Below are 16,997 nucleotides of genomic sequence, written 5' to 3' on the forward strand. Positions count from 1 at the left end.
GCGCATCCAGTGGCGCTCAGTCATGAGCCGAGGCGATGTATACGCGCAGCAGCTTGCGAATTTCCGAGAGGATTTGCGTCCGTGTGGCGGGCGCTTCTGTTTCGGCTCGTGTCACGGCTTTGAGCGTATGCAAGACGACAATAGCCATGGTTCTCGACCGGGCGGTTCCCAGGTCGGGAATCGCTCTGCGAAGTATCTTTGCAATGTGGCTACGCATGGCATCTCTGAACTCGACGCGTTTCTCGTCTCGGCCGCCACGCTCCTCGAGCAGTGAAATCGCGAAGCTGTGCTGTGGGCGCACTGATAGCGAGAAATCCACCAGTGCATCGGCCACTTCGTCAGGCGACATGCCCGACACTTTCGTTTCGAGTGCCGTCAACTCCGTCGCGACAAGTTGGGCGTACTGCAGGAGCAGTGCGTCTGCTAGCGCCTCTTTGGATGGAAAGAACCGGTAAAGCGAGCCAATCGCCGTTCCCGACTGCGCTGCAATCTCGGTCATCGTCGCCGCGTCAAAGCCCTTTTCTTTAAACAGCTTGACGCCCGCCTCGATGATGGCCGCGACGCGATCGCGGCCTCGCTGTCTCTTTGGTTCTTGCGCGACGGTAGGACGGGTGGATGGCATGGGAATGAGGTTCTCGCTGAAGATAGTTGAGGTTTTGAGAGCGAATCCTCTCATATTTCCCCGGCCGTTGTAACGAAGCAATAACGCAAGAAAGACGGTTTCTCTTTCCATGGCTTCAAATTAATTATGCGAGGCTTGCCTCTAGTATCTCATTTATGAGAGGATACCCTCGCAAATCCAGACAACTCTCAGGTTACCTCCATGTACTACATCGCAATGTTCTTTTCCGGGCTATTCATCTGCAATTCCTTGCCGCATCTCGCGAGCGGCTTGAGGGGAGAGGCATTTCCCACTCCCTTCGCAACGCCCAGAGGAATAGGGCGTTCGTCACCACTTGTTAATGTCCTCTGGGGGTGTGCCAACCTTCTGGTTGGAGGCTTTCTTCTTGCGCGCCATGGAATGCCGGCCGCGACTGAGCCCGCGCTCGTCGCAGGATGTCTTGGCTTCGTCGTGATGGGCGTTTTTTCGGCGATCCACTTCGGCAAAGCCCGCAAGACGTGGGAGTAGCGACTTGGTATGAAGCCGACGCGCACGCTCGCCGCGAGGCGAGGCGCTGCGATCGACACGCGAGGCCCGCGGCCCGGACCTAGGCCTTCAGCGCCTCGATCAGCGCCCTCAGCCCGGCCGACTGATGTCTGCGGCTCGGGAAGTACAGAAACAACCCCTCGTCGATAGCGCTCCAGTCTTCGAGGCATCGCTTGAGTTTCCCGCTACGCAGATAAGGCGCCGCTCGATCTTCCCAGACATACGCGAGCCCTAGGCCGCGTGCGGCGGCGTCTGCCATGAGTTCCTGACTATCGACGGTGAGCGGTCCATCGACTTCGACCTGGACGACTTCGCCGTTTCTGAAGAATTCCCAATGAAAGATCGTGCCGCTCGGAAACGCATAGCGGATGCACGTGTGGTTCTTCAGATCGTACGGTGTGCCTGGAATCTGCTTTCCCTTGAAGTACCCCGGCGAACCGACGACGATAAAGCGGAACTTCGATTTGATACGCACCGCAATCATGTCCTGCGTCAGACGCTCGCCAAAACGAATGCCCGCGTCGAAGCCTTCCTCGACAATGTCGACCAGCGTGTCGGTCGCGATTATCTCCAGCTTTAGCCCAGGGTTGCTCTTTAGCAGCGTCTCTATGGCGTCGCCAAGCACAAACGGCGCAATCGAGTTCGGAACGTTGATGCGCACCGTGCCGAATGGTGTCGCACGAAACGAGTTTAGTTCATCCACTGCTGCCCGCATGTCGGTCAGCGCGGGTTCTAGCCGGGCACGCAACATCTCGCCGGCTTCGGTCAGCGAAACACTCCGCGTGGTGCGATGGAAAAGCCGCACGCCGACCCGGGACTCGAGGCTGCGGATTGAATGACTGATCGCCGAGGACGAGGTGCCTCGTTCGGTAGCCGCCTGCCTGAAGCTCAAGTGCCTCGCGACCGCCGCGAACACGGCCAGCTCTGCCAGCTCAGCGTTTTCCATTGATGAATTTCATTCAGCATCGTACGAAAGATTGGCCACTTTATCATAACAATTTGGAGCTCCAGAATTGCATCAAGGAGTGAGCGGGAACGGTCCCGATCCTTTTCTTGAGACCCACTTATCGATTCTGGAGATACAAATGAACGCCTCTGTCTATCCTCAAACGCTGTCCGGCAAGGTCGCGCTGGTGACCGGTGCAAGTTCCGGCATTGGCCGCGCCACGGCCATTGAACTTGCCCGCCGTGGTGCCAGGGTCGTTGCAAGTGCCCGTCGGCAATCGGAACTCGAGGAACTCGTTGCCGAGATCAAACGCGGCGGCTACGAGGCCTCGGCCGTCGTCGCAGACGTCAACGTCGAGCAAAGCGTGATCGACCTCATCGCAAAGACGATTTCGATTTATGGGCGTATCGACGTCGCATTCAACAACGCCGGTACCGAGGGGGCGTTCTCGCCCTTCGTCGAGCAGACCAACGAGACCTACGAGACGATTTTCAACGCCAATGTTCGTGGCGTGTTCTGGTCAATGAAGCACGAGGCCAAGGCCATGCTCGCGCAGGGCGGCGGCACGATCATCAATAATGCGTCCATGGGCGGGGTGATCGGCTTTGGCAACGCGGGCCTGTATGTCGCCAGCAAGCACGCGGTCCTTGGCCTTACCAAGACGGCTGCGATCGAACTGTTCAAGCAAGGGGTTCGAGTGAACGCTGTCAATCCGGGCATCATCGACACGCCGTTCCAGGACCGCATCTGGCCGAGCGCGGAAGCGAAGGACGCCTTTGCGGCAACTACGGTGCCGGGCCGCGCGGGCACCCCGGAAGAGACGGCTGCGGTCGTTGCTTTCCTGGCCTCGGACGACGCCTCGTTCATCTCCGGGCACGGCCTTCTGGTCGACGGCGGCTATTCGATCGCCTAAGCCGCGGGGGCATGGCCTGTTCTACAAAGCACCGATTAAAAAAAGCCGAGGCATCGCTGCCTCGGCTCCTCATCCATCCCCGCAACTAATGGACGCTACCCGTCCTCAATGCTTGAGACAGGTGTCGGCGTTCTTCCAGGTGCATGTGTCGAGACCCGTATGGATGACGGGCGGCACCGTCTTGCCTTCCGCGAGATCACGCATGACCATGGCTGACCGGTAGCCCATTTCCTCCGGCCGCTGGCCGACGAGCACGTTGACCTTGTGATCCTTGAGCGCCTGGATCTCCGGTCCGAGCGTATCCGCCGAGACGATCACGAACTTGCCGCTATTGATCTTGTCCATGATCGGCTGAACGACCTGCGAATAGGCCTGCGGTGCAAACAGCGGCCAACCGCCCTCGAGCACGAAGGCATCGAGACCGGTCGCGTTGGCCGTGAGCGTGTCCTGCATCATCTGGTTCGCCTTGGCGGCATCGTCATTCACGTAAAGCGGACAGGCGCTGATTTCCTTCCAGCCGTTTTCTCCCGCCAGCTTCTGGACGCCCTTCTTGCCGGCGAGTGTGTCACGCGTACCTGCTGCGCGCTGGTTGATGTTCTCGGCCGCGGGGTTCCCCATGACGAGGCAGATATTGCCGCCCTTGGGCATCAGCAGCTTCAACTGCTCGCCGAGCTTGACGCCCAGTTCGTAGTTGTCGGTGCCGACATAAGTCTTGCGCAGCGACGCATCCTTCGGCAACAGATCGGCATCCGCCGTGATGACCGGGATCGTCACATTGCGGCGGCGCAATTCTTCCGCCACGGCCGGAGCGTTCGCGGGCGAAATCGCGATGGCCGATACGCCCTTGGTCAACAGGTCGTCGATGATCTGCACTTCAGCGCTTTCGTCGGCGGCGGTCGCGGGACCAGTGTAGTAGCAGGTGTAGCCCTGTTTGCCGAGCTCCTTGTTCGCCCGGTCGCATCCCTGATGCATCAGGTCGAAGTAGGGGTTGTCGAGCCCCTTCACGACCAGCGCCAGGGTTTTATCGGCTGCGGACGCGGAGGTGCCCAGTACAGCGAGCCCTCCGATCGCAGCAAGACACATCAACATTTTCTTCATTGTCGCCTCCTGTGTCGGCCGGAGTGAGCGCTTTGGCGCCTCGTCCAGTCCCATACAAAGTAATAGGCGCCGGCTCTGCGGTGCCTATGTCTGCTCGCACGATTGTCGTAATAATCGCAAGGCAAGTCCGTCTCCGGACCTTAACCTTCTTGCGGAACATGGCGTTTCTTGTGAGCCCCTGCGTCCGGCAGTTCCGCATCTCGCCCGGTCGCACCCCAGGCACCGGTCGCAATCGCGGCCAGTGCGTCCGAAGACATGTCAATCTCCCTGCCGCTCGCCACCCAGCCGGTTGAACAGTACGGCGACGATGATGAACGCACCCACGACCGTCCCCTGCCAGAACGAGTCCACGCCCAGCAGGATCAGGCTGTTGCGGATCACTTCGATGAGTGCGGCGCCGACCACGGTCCCAAACGCGCTGCCGATCCCGCCCATCAGATTGGTGCCGCCGATCACGGTCGCGGCGATCACGCGCAATTCGTCGCCGGTGCCGAGGCCCGTCGTCACCGCGCCGAGCCAGCCGACTTCGAGAATGGCCGCGACGCCCGCCATGAGCCCGGCGAGCAGATAGACGGAGCAGATGATGCGACGCACCGGCACGCCCGTGAGATTGGCTGCATGGCGATTGCCGCCGACCGCGAACACGTAGCGGCCCCAGCGCGTAAATGCAAAGGCAAACCAGAACAGCACGGCGAGGACCAGCAGGAACCACACCGGATTGGCGAGGCCGAGCGTCTTGCCGCCGCCGAGTGCGAGCAGCTTGGCGCCGTCGGGACCGAAATCGAAAATGGTCCGGCTGCCGGAGAACACCAGCGCGAGGCTGCGACCGACGCTCAGCATGCCGAGCGTCACGACAAACGGCTGCATGTCGAGATAGGCGATCAGGAAACCGTTGACGAGGCCGACGACTCCGCCGGTCAGCAGGCCCATGCCGATGCCGGCCCAGATCGGATAGCCGGCATTCATGACCACCGAGAGCACGATGCCGGAGAGGCCGATCGTCGAGCCGACCGAAATGTCGATGCCGCCCGTGACGATCACGGCCATCATGCCGAGCGCGACGATGGCAACGAAAGCGAAGTTGCGCGTGACGTTGAACAGATTCTGCTGCGTCGCAAACGTGGAGGTGACGAACGAGAGCACGACGCAGGCGACGATCGTGGCCGCGACCACCCAGAACACCTGGCTTGCGAGCAGCCCCGACCAGCGGGTATGTGTCCGCGCGGCCTGCGGATTGTCGAGCAGTGCCGAGAGGGGTGTGGGCTGTTCCTGCGGATCGTTCAATTTCGGGACTCCCGTGCGAGTCAGATTCAGGCGGTGGCAATCGCTCCGGTGATGAGGCCGGTGACTTCTTCCGGAGACGATGCTTCAATCTTTTTGTCCGCAACCTTGTGTCCGCGCCGCATGACGACTACGCGATGGGCGACCGTGAAAACGTCAGGCATGCGGTGGCTGATGAGAATGACAGCAATGCCATGTTCGGAGAGACGCTTGATGAGATCGAGCACCTCCGCCACCTGGCGCACGCTGATGGCTGCGGTCGGTTCGTCCATGATGACGAGCCGCGCTTCGGACAGACGCGTGCGGGCGATCGCCACGGCCTGCCGCTGGCCGCCCGACATCTGCCGGACCAGATCGAGGGGACGTGTCTCCGATTTCAGTTCTTTGAAGAGCTCGCCGGCGCGCCGGTACATGGCCGCGTGATCGAGAATGCGGATGGGTCCGAAGCCGATCCTCGGCTCACGTCCAAGGAAGACATTGGCGGCTGCCGTCAGGTTGTTGCAAAGCGCGAGGTCCTGATAGACGACTTCGATTCCCTGGGCGCGGGCGTCAACCGGACGGTTGAAATGCACCGCCTTGCCGTCGATGAGAATCTCGCCGTGCGATGGCGGAAAGTTACCGGCAATGACCTTCACCAGGGTCGATTTGCCGGCACCGTTGTCCCCCATGAGCCCGACTACCTCGCCGGCCTCCAGACTGAACGTCACTTCGTTCAGGGCGTGAATGGCGCCGAAATGTTTGGATACGTCTCTGAGCTCCAACAGACTCATAAATTATCGTGCTCGCTCCAGTGGAGCCGCCCGTTTCTTCGGCAGGGCGACCGGAAGATAAGCTGACTAGCATTTTTTTATAGCACAACAGTGCCTTTTCGCAAGACATGTGGATACCGGGGTTTACCTTCGATAGAGCGGGCGGCGCGGCGTATCAAACTTCGGGACGCTCGAAGGCCGAAACAAGGTATTCGATGAATACGCGTACTCGAATCGGTACCCGGCGGCCGGCCGGATAAACAACGTGGCTCGGCACCTTCTCCGGTTGCAGGCCGGGCAGCAATACCTTGACCTCACCGGAGCGGATCTCTTCGGCCAGCAACCAGAACGGTGCCTGCGCGATGCCCAGACCGCACAGCACGGCCGCACGAATATGCTCGGCATCGCCGGTGATCACCGAACCATGCGGAACGTAAGAGACGGTTTCCCGACCGACCTTGAGTGACCACGGGCTACGCTCACGCCCTTTTGCAAACGCGATACAGGTGTGCGAGTCCAGCTCCGAAAGCCGGGTCGGCGCGCCCTTCGCGGCAAGATAGCCAGGGCTTGCCACCAGCACGAAATCGGTCTCGGACAATTTCCTCGCGGTCAGCGAGGAGTCGACCAGTCTTCCATGACGGATGGCCAGATCGACACCTTCTCCAACCAGGTCGACGGGCCGCTCCGACGTGGACAATTCGATCGCGACGTCCGGGTAGCGTCGAAAGAATTCGGGGAGTAGCGGCGTAATGCAAAGCCGGCCATGCGCTGGCGCGGTACTGAGCCTGACCAGACCTCGTGGCGACTGCTGGCGCGCGCCCACTGAAGACTCGAGCGCGTCGAACTCGTCCACCAGTTGCCTAGCCGAATCATAGAAGGCCTGTCCGGCATCCGTGATCGCGACCTGGCGCGAGGTACGCAAAACGAGTTGTGCGCCGAGGTACCGTTCCAGCGCAACGATCTGCTTGCTGACTGCAGGTTGTCCGATTCCCTCTTCGCGCCCTACGGCCGAAAAACTCCCGCATTCGACGAGACGTACAAACAGCCGGATCGCATCCAGTCGGTCCATGTGCTTCCCCACCATCCATTCCAAGGTGGAATTGATGGTATGTCCTGAAGCTACGTTTCGGCAATGGATGAAGTTGCTTATGTTACGGGCTGTGCAGTCGTCGACACCTAAACCGGAACATCAGGAGCTGATCCATGAAAGCGATTTGTGTGACACCCAGCCGCGAACTGGAAGTGCGCGACATCCCGACCCCGACCGAGCCTGCGCCGGGCCATATCCTTGTCGACATGGACGCGTCGGCCATCAACCATGGCGACAAGACGTTCCTCAAAATGCCGGGCGCGGCGGGCAACCCTCTGGGAGGCGGCCAGCACGGCGTATGGGGTGCGTCGGGAGCGGGGAGGGTAGTGGCAGTGGGGGCAGGCGTGCCGGCCGAATATGCGGGCAAGCAGGTGGCGATCTACCGGTCGCTCGGCAGAACGCCGGGGAGTATCGGGCTGTGGTGCGAGAGAGCGCAGGTGCCTTACACGAGTTGCGTGATTCTGCCCGAGCATGTGCGTGCGAGGGATTATTCCGGTTCGCTGGTCAATGTCATGACGGCCTTCGCGTTTCTGGAAGAGATTGCCGAGGCGGGGCATAAGGGCGTCATTGTCACGGCCGGAAATTCGGCTACGGGGCATGCTCTCGCTTCACTCGCGCGCCGCAGAAACCTGCCGGCGATTTTCCTCGTGCGCACCGAAGCAGCGCGGCAAGCGCTCCGTGGACTGGGCGTGGAACATGTGATCGCGACAAGCGACGGCTTTACCGACACGCTTGCCGCGTTGTCCGCTGAGCTAGGGACGACAGCGGTATTCGACGGCGTCGGTGGCGACCTGCTCGGGAAGATGGTTCCCAGCCTGCCGATGAATTCCACCATCTACATCTACGGCTTTCTCGGCGCGAGCGCGCCGCTCACGATCCAGTCCGTGCTGTTCATGATGAAGAACCTGACCATAAGGCGATTCAGCAACTTCGAGAGCAGGACAGCGAAGGAACCACCGAAGCTCGTGTCTGCGCTGAAAGCACTCGGGGAGGTGATCGACGATCCGATGTTCAGGACCAGAACCGGCAAGGAGTTCAGTTTCGAGCAGATCGAAGAGGCCATGGCTTACCAGCCGTCCGATGGGACCAAGGCGGTCCTCGTAGCGTAGGTAACCGGGCGATTGCATTTGTAACCATCCCGACAGGAAGGTTGCATCTGTAATGCACGGCGCGATAGAATCGCGCCTGCTCATTGGGGAGTAGCCGCCCTGAACGCGACGTTCAGGGGCGCACGTCAACATACTTGGCAAATCGCAAGATCTGCCATGGCGTACGCAGCGAAATGCCTGGCAAGACCGATGACACGCATTCCGACCTAACCGGGTCGCCGGAATGCGCGTCATCGCGTTTTTTCGGCGCGGCCCGGGTACAACATCCCATGCAATCCTTTCTCGTCTCAACCAGCGTTGTTGGCCTGGCCGAAATCGGCGATAAAACACAACTGCTCTCCCTCGTGCTCGCGGCCCGCTATCGCAAGCCCATTCCCATCGTTCTTGGCGTGCTGGCCGCGACGCTCATCAACCATGCGGCGTCCGGCGCGTTGGGAGCGTGGCTTGCGAGTGTGTTGCGACCCGGCATCCTCAACTGGGCGGTGGTCGCATCGTTCGCGGTGATGGCCGTGTGGATTCTCATCCCGGACAAACTGGACGACGCCGATTCGGCGGTTTCGAAAAATACGATGGGTGTCTTCGGCACAACGGCCGTGACCTTCTTTCTCGCGGAGATGGGCGACAAGACCCAGATCGTGACCATCGCGCTAGCCGCGCGCTTTCACGAGTTTTTCGGTGTCGTCGCGGGCACGACCCTGGGCATGATGCTGGCGAACGTGCCGGTCATCTATCTGGGACACAAGTTCGCCGACCGCTTGCCGACAAAGGCCGTTCACGTTCTCGCGGCCATCATCTTTGTGGTGTTGGGTGGACTTGCGCTGAGGACGGCGCTGTATCCGGATGCGCATCCGATGTTTTAGCGTGACGCAGGTTCTGTTTATTATTGGCAGTCTAATCCTGGCGGGCGTTCGCTCAGAACCGGATGCGCGGCGCGAGTCTCACGGGTTCAATCCCCATCCGCACCTAGGGGAAACGGCTGACTTGCGCACCGCTTTGACGCAAGGCGCTCGCCTACGCTTGTGTTACGCGTCCGTAAGTGTCCTCGAAGCGCACGATGTCGTCTTCCCCCAGATACGCTCCAGATTGAACCTCGATCAGTTCAAGGGGAATCTTGCCCGTGTTCATCAGCCGGTGCGTTACCCCGACTGGAATGTAGGTCGACTGGTTTTCTGTCAGCATGATTTCCTGGTCGCCGTTGGTGACGAGCGCGGTGCCTTTAACCACGATCCAGTGTTCTGCGCGATGGTGATGCATCTGCAGACTAATCTTGGCCGCCGGGTTGACGACAATTCGCTTCACTTGGAAGCGCACACCATGGTCGATGCCTTCATAGGAACCCCAAGGGCGCACAACGCGCCGATGTGTGACGGAGATTGAAGGTTCCGGATGGCGAGTATGCGACCGCTCACGCGAGGGACGGCGCGGCCATCCAGATTGCGTGGTGGCACATGCTGGACCGTGTGATATGCACGCGTAAAGCTCACGCCGTGTGGGTTGAACAGGGTGGCTTTTCGTAGGCGGACGCAGATGGTAGTGATCTGCGTGACGGTCGATGAAGGGGCGCCTCTGCCTGGGCGCGATCAGCAAATGGATCCGGTGCAATAAAAATTACGGTTATGGTCACCGGGTGAACCCCGTGTACGCGGTAGTGAAAACGTTGTTAGACGAAGGCACGTCAGTTGACGAATGCAAAACGTCTTTTGTCCGATGTGCTGTCAGGTTGTTTTCACTCCAGCCAGACCACCTCAACGACTGCGATGATTGCGAGCTACCGCTGTTCTGTCGAGCCGGGGTTGTGCTGGCACAGGAGAATCGGACGGCTCAAACCAGCGACCTGCGTCGATGGTGCGTACCGAACCCGCACCGAAGAATTGCCTGACGCGGCTTCCATCGCTGCACGCCAATCTCCCCAAGCGAACCGCTTCCGGGCTGCATGATCTGGACTTGTTCTGCGTGACCGGACATGTGATCACCTCAAGTTGATAAATCTGCTTGCTGCCAGAGTCCGTGTGGCGAGCGGTGCTTAATGGCGCGCTGCGAATTCGACCGGTTGTCCCGCTTAAAGGCAACAGTCAGGTCTTTCAAGGCTGCACTTTTTTCTGGCCACCCGTGAGACTTGTTATCGCTTTATCGCTTTGACAACGCTGCCAACCATCCCGCTGCTGTACGGACTGCTGGATTTTCCCAAAGGCTGTTGGTGACTTGCATTTGCGGAAGTGCACCTGAGACTGTGTTCGTGGGTTCGATCGACGAACACACGATTGTGTCCCAACAACAGCCAGGAGAATTCACATGCAGAACCGTCAACGCTGTTCCCGCTTTTCCGTCGTCAATGCGGCTTACGCCGAACTGCCACGCCCGGTCCATTGGATTATCAACGGCATCGGCGTGCTCTTTCTGGCCGCTCCTCACGTCTTCTCGGTGCTGTCGTGGTTTCTGCTCACCTGGGGTATCGATGTACTGCAGTCGGTCCTTGGAAAGGATGGAAGAGGTACCGTGTTCGCGCTGTTCGACATGCTGAAATTCGCTACGTCGATGTTCACGCTGGCGTTTGGCCTCGAGTTCTGGTCGAGCAGGGCAGAGTGGGCCGAAGAGGTCTACCAGATTCTCGACGACAGTTGCGAGGAATTTTCCATCCTGTTTTGTCGATAGACCCAGCCACCGGTCGTCGCCCCGGTCCCTGTGGCCGCTTAATGCTGCATTCGCGATCAGTGACGGCGGTGCCTGACGCTTTCGCGATTACCGGGTGCGACGGCCGTTCTGTTTGCAACCCTTTGATGCCTGAGGTTCGCATGACACGGCACAACGTGCGCTGACGATCGCGTGCGTTCCGCTCATGCAAAAGGAGTGACCATGAATTTTCTTATCCTGGCGAACTTTCCGTTCGATCGTGCACAAGAAAGGACTGCCTGCGGCAGTAGCGTGTGGTCTCACGGTTCGAGGTTCCTGCTGTTTGACGACCCGACCCGGCTGCTAGAAGCATTGACCGTCCAGAGGATGGAGATTGTCACAATGCTTCGGGAAGAAGGCCCAATGACGGCGGAATCGATTGCTTCGCTCCAGGCTCGCGAGAAGACGTCAGTCATGCGCGACCTGGAAGCGCTCCTCGACCTGGAAATTCTCGACCTGGACCGTGACGCGCGCTACCTGTTCGGTTTCAACGGCATACGCGTCATATTGCACTATCCACACCGCGGACATATGGAAAGGGAGTCGTGATGAACGCTGAACGCCTAGCAACCGACACTGCGAAAAAACCAGGTGAATTGGTGATCGTGCGACTGGAATATGAGCAGGTGCAGGAAGACGGGACTCTGCCTTGCGGAGCGTGTATCGAGGTGGAAGGCGCGTATCGCGTTGGCACCGTACCGGAAATTCATGGTGCGGATGGATGTGGATCCGTCACTGCACATTGGGCGCTCGTTCTGTTCCCGCGTGACGCACGTGGCAATGTCGTCGGATGGCTGATGCTTGCGAACGATGTGAAGGCACTTCCTGACGCGTTGCCCGGAACTAACATGGCCGGACCACCGGGGCTACATTGAGGCTAGAGCGGGGCCCTTGCAGCGATGTGCCTTGCATGATGTCTTGCGGGCAGCGTTCGCTCCTGTTGTTCCGATCCGCGTGGCTTGCACCGACCCGGCCGCACGCCATCCTGACCATGTTGTCAAGAATGAAGCCGTGACCGTACCGCAGGCGGAAGGTTCGTATCAGACCTGGGTCGCATCATGGTGGAGGGCCTGGGCCGGCCGCTCCAGCTGATGACGTTGTGCAAACGGGCTGCTTCCGCAGGCCGATTCTGCGAGCGGTTCACGGCTGTACCTTGCCGGATGCAACGGGATCTGTTGTTCGCCTAGGTCCGGGGGGGTGTCAGGGATTGTGTGGTGGCCTCGATATGGGCTGCGCGCCGGGTGCGCGAACAGAGGCGCTGCAAGTGACCCCGTCGTTTGAACGATGCCCAGCCGGCATGTCAGATCAGACGGCAAACGTAATTTATATAAATAGGAGTATTGATGAAAATGAAAGCATCAATTTTTGTGGAACACGGTGAGGGAGTTATCAGGATGAGCGGCGGAAGCCTTACTGCCTTTGTCCCGGCTTCGGTCCCCCTTGAAGTCATCGAACTCTGGCGCCAGCGACTCGCGAGCCATCTCAGACGTCGAATTGGTCGGCTGCGACGCGCGGAAAGACGCTGGAAGCGGCGCAGAACTAAGCGGGTACGTCTCACAGCACGCATGCGCCCGGTCAAAAAGCGGATCAGAAAGCCACTGCGACAGTGGGATCCGGTCCCGCGCCGCTAAAAACCTGCCCGGCGCTGCACGACGTGCCCTGGCTCCGGGAGCAATTGACGGCAACAGCAGCGCTTGCATGGTGAGTGCTGCTGTTGGTCTCCGACATACAAATTGAGGTAAATCAATGAACGGGTTCAATCATCCCGCCTGCTTTGTACTGCGGTGGGTTTTCGTGGGACTTTTTATGGTTGCCACCATCCATTCATTTACGGCGGGGTACCAGATGAGCGCTGATTCGTGCCGCGAGTTGCTCGGACTTACCTTAATCGCGGCCGCATCGGTGTGGGTGCAGGACCGGCACAGCTCGCGCTGGACGCTTGCTGCGTTCCTTATCCTGAGCGCGGGCATGACGTGTCTGGAGATCGCTTCAGGTGGTTTCAATCGAACCGGGGCGGCTATCTGGACGATAGCGGCCGTCGCCATGATGATTCGTCGCCACTGGCGCTACGGGCGGCCAGGCTCGGACCGGATCGCTGCGAACACCGGGGCTGCGCCGCAGACGCTACGTGATCCGGTGCAGGAGCGGCACCCGGCCTATTCGTTCGATGACAGCGTGCGACAGCCTCGCTACCGGTTTGGCGACCTGATTGGCATGGCTGAAACGAAGATGCGTTTGCTGGCGGCCGCTGAGAGCATTATTCATGGCGGTCGCGACAAACGAAACGGGATCCTTCTCTTTGGAAAACCTGGCAACGGAAAGACCCTTTTCGCGGAGGCGCTCGCTGGCGAACTGAGGGTGCCGTTCATGGCAATCACCTATGGTGACCTTGCGTCGAAGTGGATCAACGAGACTCCGCAGAAGATTGACGCGATGTTCAGGGTGGCGCGTCGCATCGGAGTATGCGTCCTCTTCCTCGATGAAGTTGACTCCATCCTGCCTGTCCGTGACGAAGGCAGCTCGCACTCGATGGATATCCATATGGTCAACGTCATGTTAACGAACATCACCAGCCTGCACGGTACGCGTGTGGTGCTGGTGGCAGCCTCAAACTTCATCGACCGGCTCGACCGTGCTGCGATCCGCGAAGGTCGCTTCGATTTCAAGATTGAAGTGCCGGTACCTGACATGGAAGCACGGGTGGCAATCCTGCGCAGGTCGATCGGCGAAAGCCTAGGTTTCTCGGCGGTTGATCCCGTCGTGGTCGAGAGTCTGGCAGAGCGCTGGGACGGCTTTAGCGCGAGCCGCCTTGCGAGCGTGGGTGGCCAGCTGGCGGAAATGCGCAGGGACGGCAGGTTTGGGACGGGCACGGTGACGTTTGATCTGGGGATGCAGGCGATGCGATTGCTGCAGGGTCGCAAGGGCAGGCTGCCGGTGGGCGTGAAGTCGATCGAAGAAATCATCATGCCGGCTGAGTCACGCGACGTTTTACGCGATATGGCTTACAAGATGCAGCAGGTCCATAACCTGGAGAAGATGGGGGGGAGCCTTCCCCCTGGCGTGATCTTCTTCGGCCCTCCGGGTACCGGGAAGACGGAAGCAGCGATGGCGATTGCCCAGGCGAGCGGGTGGGGGTTCCTGTCGACTACGGGTGCCAGGCTCATCGGCAAGCCGGGTGCGTGGGGCGACCTGGTACGGGAAGCCAGTGATATCCGTCCGGCGATTGTATTCATTGACGAGGCGGACCCCGTGCTGCTGGAGCGTCGTTACTCGAACGTCGAGGTCTTGACGAACGAGATCCTCACGTCCTTGAGTGGCGCTCAAGGAAAGGTTCGTGACGTAATGTATATCGCGGCGACCAATCACTACGACCGCCTGGACAAGGCGGCGCTACGTGGTGGACGCTTTGAGGAGAAAATCCGCTTCGACGTGCCGGCGCGCGAAGACATGCGTGCGTATGCGAGCCGGAAGCTGGCGGACATGACACGCAACAGATATACCGTCGCTTCTGGGGTGCTTGATCGCTGCGTTATGGTGCTTGACGGCAGGTCGATTGGAGATGCGGACGCGGTTATCACAAATGCAGTCAATATTGCCGCCGTCCGCGCCATGCGAGGAAGCGTCGCACAGTTGCGGGTCAGCGACGTGTCATTCGCGGCGCGCGCGGTGTTTGTCGAGAACGTCGACATATCAGCGACGAGTTGACATGCAAGGCCAAGCTTCCGTGCATGCCATTAAAACCGTTTGACCTTCAGTGCCGGAACGCACCACAGTATGAGCCGCGCGCCTTATCGTAATTACGGAAGCGGGGAGGGTTCCTTCCAGCACAGACCACCGATCCGTGTTTCATCTGATCCGCCCTCACGCAGGCATGCTGGTCAGGGCAAGAAAATGGCGCGCTGCCTTTGGGTCGGGGGAGTCCTCCTTGGCCGTACGCCCGGCAATCAGGCGTTGGGTCGATATCCACGTTGTGCCGAGCCGTGGTCTCATGGGGCCGTCCTTACGGTATCGACTGTCATCCCCCCAGGCAATGCCACGTGTGGGTCGTCGCCGGCGGGGCACGGCTGCAGCCAAACTGCTGATAACGCTTTCCTTTGAGATCGGAAGTATCGGGCCACGATCCTGAGCCGGGGCGACGCGCGTATTTGCGTCTGGCAATCGGTGACAGACACTGGAATTGCGACGGGCAGTGGGGTGTCCACTATCTGATGATCGCATTTCATGTGAAATATAAATCGGAGTCCTTATGAAATTGTTTCGCAAGGTGTGGAGGTATTTTTTTCACTACGACGATCACCATCTGTCATTGCTGATGCTTGCGGTTGCGGCCGCAACGTCTGGTAGCGGCATCGTTGCTGCAGCATTATGGATTTCGCATGCTCCGCCGGCACTGCCGAAGGCGAACGCCGCGTACCAGACCTGTCTCAAAAGCTGCCCGAAAGTATGTGACGAATACATTCGCTAATAGCCGCGTCATATGAAAATTTCCAATCCGTCGAGGATGAATCATGAAAGATGTTCGTAAATACTGGTACCTCTTTTGGACAGAGTGCCGCGCCTTGTTTCTTGACTGCGCCCGGCCCTTGATTGACCTTGCGCGCTGGCTCCGTGGCAAGGGATAGCGTGTAGTTCACCCATGTGTCGTCCGCACCGGATACGGTGTGGACGACACACGGTCTATTGGCACCTCGCAAGCGAAAACGTACCGCCATGCACCGGCCGTTTGCGGTCCGGGACTACGCGGACACACACGCTGTTGCAGAATTCCAGCTTTGGCTTCCGCACCCGCGCGATTTCACGGCTGCAGTTATAGCAAGACAGGCGCGCAGGGTGCGCTTGCCGTGGGTCTTCCCCCTGAAGAGAAGGTGGCGGCTTTGCGATAGTGCTCGCTTGGCCCGCGCCAGACATGATCCCTGCCTCTCCAAACCTGCCGACCCGTGTTTGCCGGTGCGTCCGGTGCGCGCTGCTCGCGCGCAGACTTCGAAAAAGTTTACCCCGCGGCTCCGGGCAGGTGGCCGCAGGGTGCGATAGGCAACCTGGCCCGAAGCGAGGCTACGCCGTGGGCCAGTCCGACTCGACGTGCCTCCAGCGCCTCGTCATTTCTCGCTTGCCGAAACCGCCCGCGGGCTTGTGGGTCCCAGCCAAGTCGCCGTACGCGGCACGTCTGCACGGCGGTCAAAGCTAGCTTCGGGGCACGCGACGGTCGATATGGAAACGATAAAACAGGGGATGGACCTACTACGGTGCCGTACGCGGCCAGACTGAATCTGTATAGCAAGGCAGTTTAATTTCCTTACCGGGCAACGGCCGTTTGTCTCACTGTGCGACTGGGCACGCGCACCGACGCTTCACGCAATCGAAGTTAGCCCGGGCGAACATGCGGCATCGCGCAATTCGCCGACCCCATGAGACGTCGATTGCGAAAGATAAGACCCCAAATATTAAGGTGCCGGAAGGAGAGCCAGCGGCGCAGTGGCTTCGGGCATGCCGCGGATAAGGGCTGGATATCCCGACCTTCATGTCACGTGCTGGATCTGCGAGTACAGCAACCGGGGTTACTTCGGAGCCGGTGCCAGCGGTGGTCGGTATCGCGATGACCGGGAGGACCGGGGCAGGCACTTTAAATTCGCCGTAGAACGCCGACATTTCGCCCGAATGACTCAACGCCAAGGCGACCAGCTTGGCCAAATCCATACAACTTCCACCTCCGATTCCGACGACGACAGCCGGACCGAAAGCTCTGGCCTGCGAAGTGGCATCCAGGATGCAGTCGAGCGGCAACTCTGCAACGGTTGCGTCATACACCTCGACAGCAATGCCTTCACTGCGCATGTCGGTCGCCAATGCGGAAAGCAATGGGTCTTGGGGGAAGCGATCGTCTGTGCAGATGAAAGCCCGATTCCCGAGCGGCTTGACTAGGCGAGGCAGCGCGTGGCGCTGACCCCAGCCGAAAAGTACGGTCTGGCCGGTCCGGGCAATGCCGAAATTATTCAT

General features: G+C 59.7%; 16 protein-coding genes, 1 pseudogene and 1 riboswitch. Of the genes and pseudogenes, 8 read left to right on the forward strand and 9 right to left on the reverse strand.

The window, feature by feature from the left end; all coding sequences use genetic code 11:
• Positions 1-16 precede the first annotated feature (16 nt).
• Positions 17-733 carry a TetR/AcrR family transcriptional regulator gene (locus P3T17_RS19945; RefSeq protein WP_429408661.1) on the reverse strand — a complete coding sequence of 239 codons (717 nt, stop codon included), beginning with the start codon at positions 731-733 and terminating at the stop codon, positions 17-19.
• Between the two features lie 90 nt (positions 734-823).
• On the opposite strand from P3T17_RS19945, the gene P3T17_RS19950 reads away from it, so the two are divergent.
• Complete coding sequence (locus tag P3T17_RS19950) at positions 824-1,129, forward strand: hypothetical protein (protein ID WP_429408662.1); 306 nt, start codon at positions 824-826, stop codon at positions 1,127-1,129.
• A 79-nt stretch (positions 1,130-1,208) separates the two neighbouring features.
• Here the strand turns inward: P3T17_RS19950 and P3T17_RS19955 are convergent, their stop codons facing one another.
• Positions 1,209-2,093 (reverse strand): LysR substrate-binding domain-containing protein, encoded by an 885-nt coding sequence (locus tag P3T17_RS19955; protein WP_429408663.1) that lies wholly within the window; start codon positions 2,091-2,093, stop codon positions 1,209-1,211.
• Between the two features lie 139 nt (positions 2,094-2,232).
• Here P3T17_RS19955 and P3T17_RS19960 point away from each other — a divergent pair, with 139 nt between their 5' ends.
• Positions 2,233-3,006: an SDR family NAD(P)-dependent oxidoreductase gene (locus tag P3T17_RS19960; protein WP_429408664.1), complete on the forward strand. Its 774-nt coding sequence runs from the start codon at positions 2,233-2,235 to the stop codon at positions 3,004-3,006.
• A 105-nt stretch (positions 3,007-3,111) separates the two neighbouring features.
• Here the strand turns inward: P3T17_RS19960 and P3T17_RS19965 are convergent, their stop codons facing one another.
• The 4 genes from P3T17_RS19965 to P3T17_RS19980 all read right to left on the reverse strand — a co-directional run bounded on the left by P3T17_RS19965 (position 3,112) and on the right by P3T17_RS19980 (position 7,203).
• Entirely contained in the window at positions 3,112-4,104 is a 993-nt protein-coding gene (locus P3T17_RS19965; protein ID WP_074265628.1) for a sugar-binding protein, read from the reverse strand.
• Between the two features lie 258 nt (positions 4,105-4,362).
• On the reverse strand, positions 4,363-5,388 hold the full coding sequence (locus P3T17_RS19970; RefSeq protein ID WP_074265627.1) for an ABC transporter permease: 1,026 nt from the start codon (positions 5,386-5,388) through the stop codon (positions 4,363-4,365).
• Between the two features lie 26 nt (positions 5,389-5,414).
• On the reverse strand, positions 5,415-6,155 hold the full coding sequence (locus tag P3T17_RS19975) for an ATP-binding cassette domain-containing protein (protein ID WP_074265626.1): 741 nt from the start codon (positions 6,153-6,155) through the stop codon (positions 5,415-5,417).
• Between the two features lie 154 nt (positions 6,156-6,309).
• Positions 6,310-7,203, reverse strand: a complete 894-nt coding sequence (locus P3T17_RS19980; RefSeq protein WP_429408665.1) for a LysR family transcriptional regulator — start codon at positions 7,201-7,203, stop codon at positions 6,310-6,312.
• A 134-nt stretch (positions 7,204-7,337) separates the two neighbouring features.
• On the opposite strand from P3T17_RS19980, the gene P3T17_RS19985 reads away from it, so the two are divergent.
• Positions 7,338-8,333: a zinc-binding dehydrogenase gene (locus tag P3T17_RS19985; RefSeq protein WP_429408666.1), complete on the forward strand. Its 996-nt coding sequence runs from the start codon at positions 7,338-7,340 to the stop codon at positions 8,331-8,333.
• A 73-nt stretch (positions 8,334-8,406) separates the two neighbouring features.
• A riboswitch (yybP-ykoY riboswitch) is annotated at positions 8,407-8,590 on the forward strand.
• A gap of 12 nt (positions 8,591-8,602) precedes the next feature.
• A complete protein-coding gene (locus P3T17_RS19990; protein ID WP_074266189.1) occupies positions 8,603-9,193 on the forward strand; it encodes a TMEM165/GDT1 family protein in 591 nt (196 codons plus the stop codon).
• 151 nt (positions 9,194-9,344) lie between these two features.
• On the opposite strand, the pseudogene P3T17_RS19995 reads toward P3T17_RS19990, so the two are convergent.
• A pseudogene (locus P3T17_RS19995) lies at positions 9,345-9,704 on the reverse strand (cupin domain-containing protein); the annotation flags it as partial.
• A 921-nt stretch (positions 9,705-10,625) separates the two neighbouring features.
• Between P3T17_RS19995 and P3T17_RS20000 the strand changes: the two are divergent.
• The 4 genes from P3T17_RS20000 (at position 10,626) to P3T17_RS20015 (ending at position 14,708) form a co-directional block, all read left to right on the forward strand.
• Positions 10,626-10,985, forward strand: coding sequence for a hypothetical protein (locus tag P3T17_RS20000; RefSeq protein ID WP_429408667.1), 360 nt, complete (start codon positions 10,626-10,628; stop codon positions 10,983-10,985).
• 201 nt (positions 10,986-11,186) lie between these two features.
• Positions 11,187-11,552, forward strand: a complete 366-nt coding sequence (locus tag P3T17_RS20005; protein WP_429408668.1) for a hypothetical protein — start codon at positions 11,187-11,189, stop codon at positions 11,550-11,552.
• Positions 11,552-11,878, forward strand: a complete 327-nt coding sequence (locus P3T17_RS20010; protein WP_429408669.1) for a hypothetical protein — start codon at positions 11,552-11,554, stop codon at positions 11,876-11,878. The genes P3T17_RS20005 and P3T17_RS20010 overlap by 1 nt, the downstream gene beginning before the upstream one ends.
• 871 nt (positions 11,879-12,749) lie before the next feature.
• On the forward strand, positions 12,750-14,708 hold the full coding sequence (locus P3T17_RS20015) for an AAA family ATPase (protein WP_429408670.1): 1,959 nt from the start codon (positions 12,750-12,752) through the stop codon (positions 14,706-14,708).
• A 156-nt stretch (positions 14,709-14,864) separates the two neighbouring features.
• On the opposite strand, the gene P3T17_RS20020 is transcribed toward P3T17_RS20015, so the two are convergent.
• The gene (locus P3T17_RS20020) at positions 14,865-14,993 is read right to left on the reverse strand and encodes a hypothetical protein (protein ID WP_429408671.1); all 129 of its coding nucleotides are present in this window, start codon (positions 14,991-14,993) and stop codon (positions 14,865-14,867) included.
• Positions 14,994-16,319: 1,326 nt separating this feature from the next.
• On the reverse strand, positions 16,320-16,997 hold the full coding sequence (locus P3T17_RS20025; RefSeq protein WP_429408672.1) for an iron-containing alcohol dehydrogenase: 678 nt from the start codon (positions 16,995-16,997) through the stop codon (positions 16,320-16,322).

The organism is Paraburkholderia sp. GAS82 (assembly GCF_050436285.1).
GTDB classification, from domain to species: Bacteria; Pseudomonadota; Gammaproteobacteria; order Burkholderiales; family Burkholderiaceae; genus Paraburkholderia; species Paraburkholderia phenazinium_B.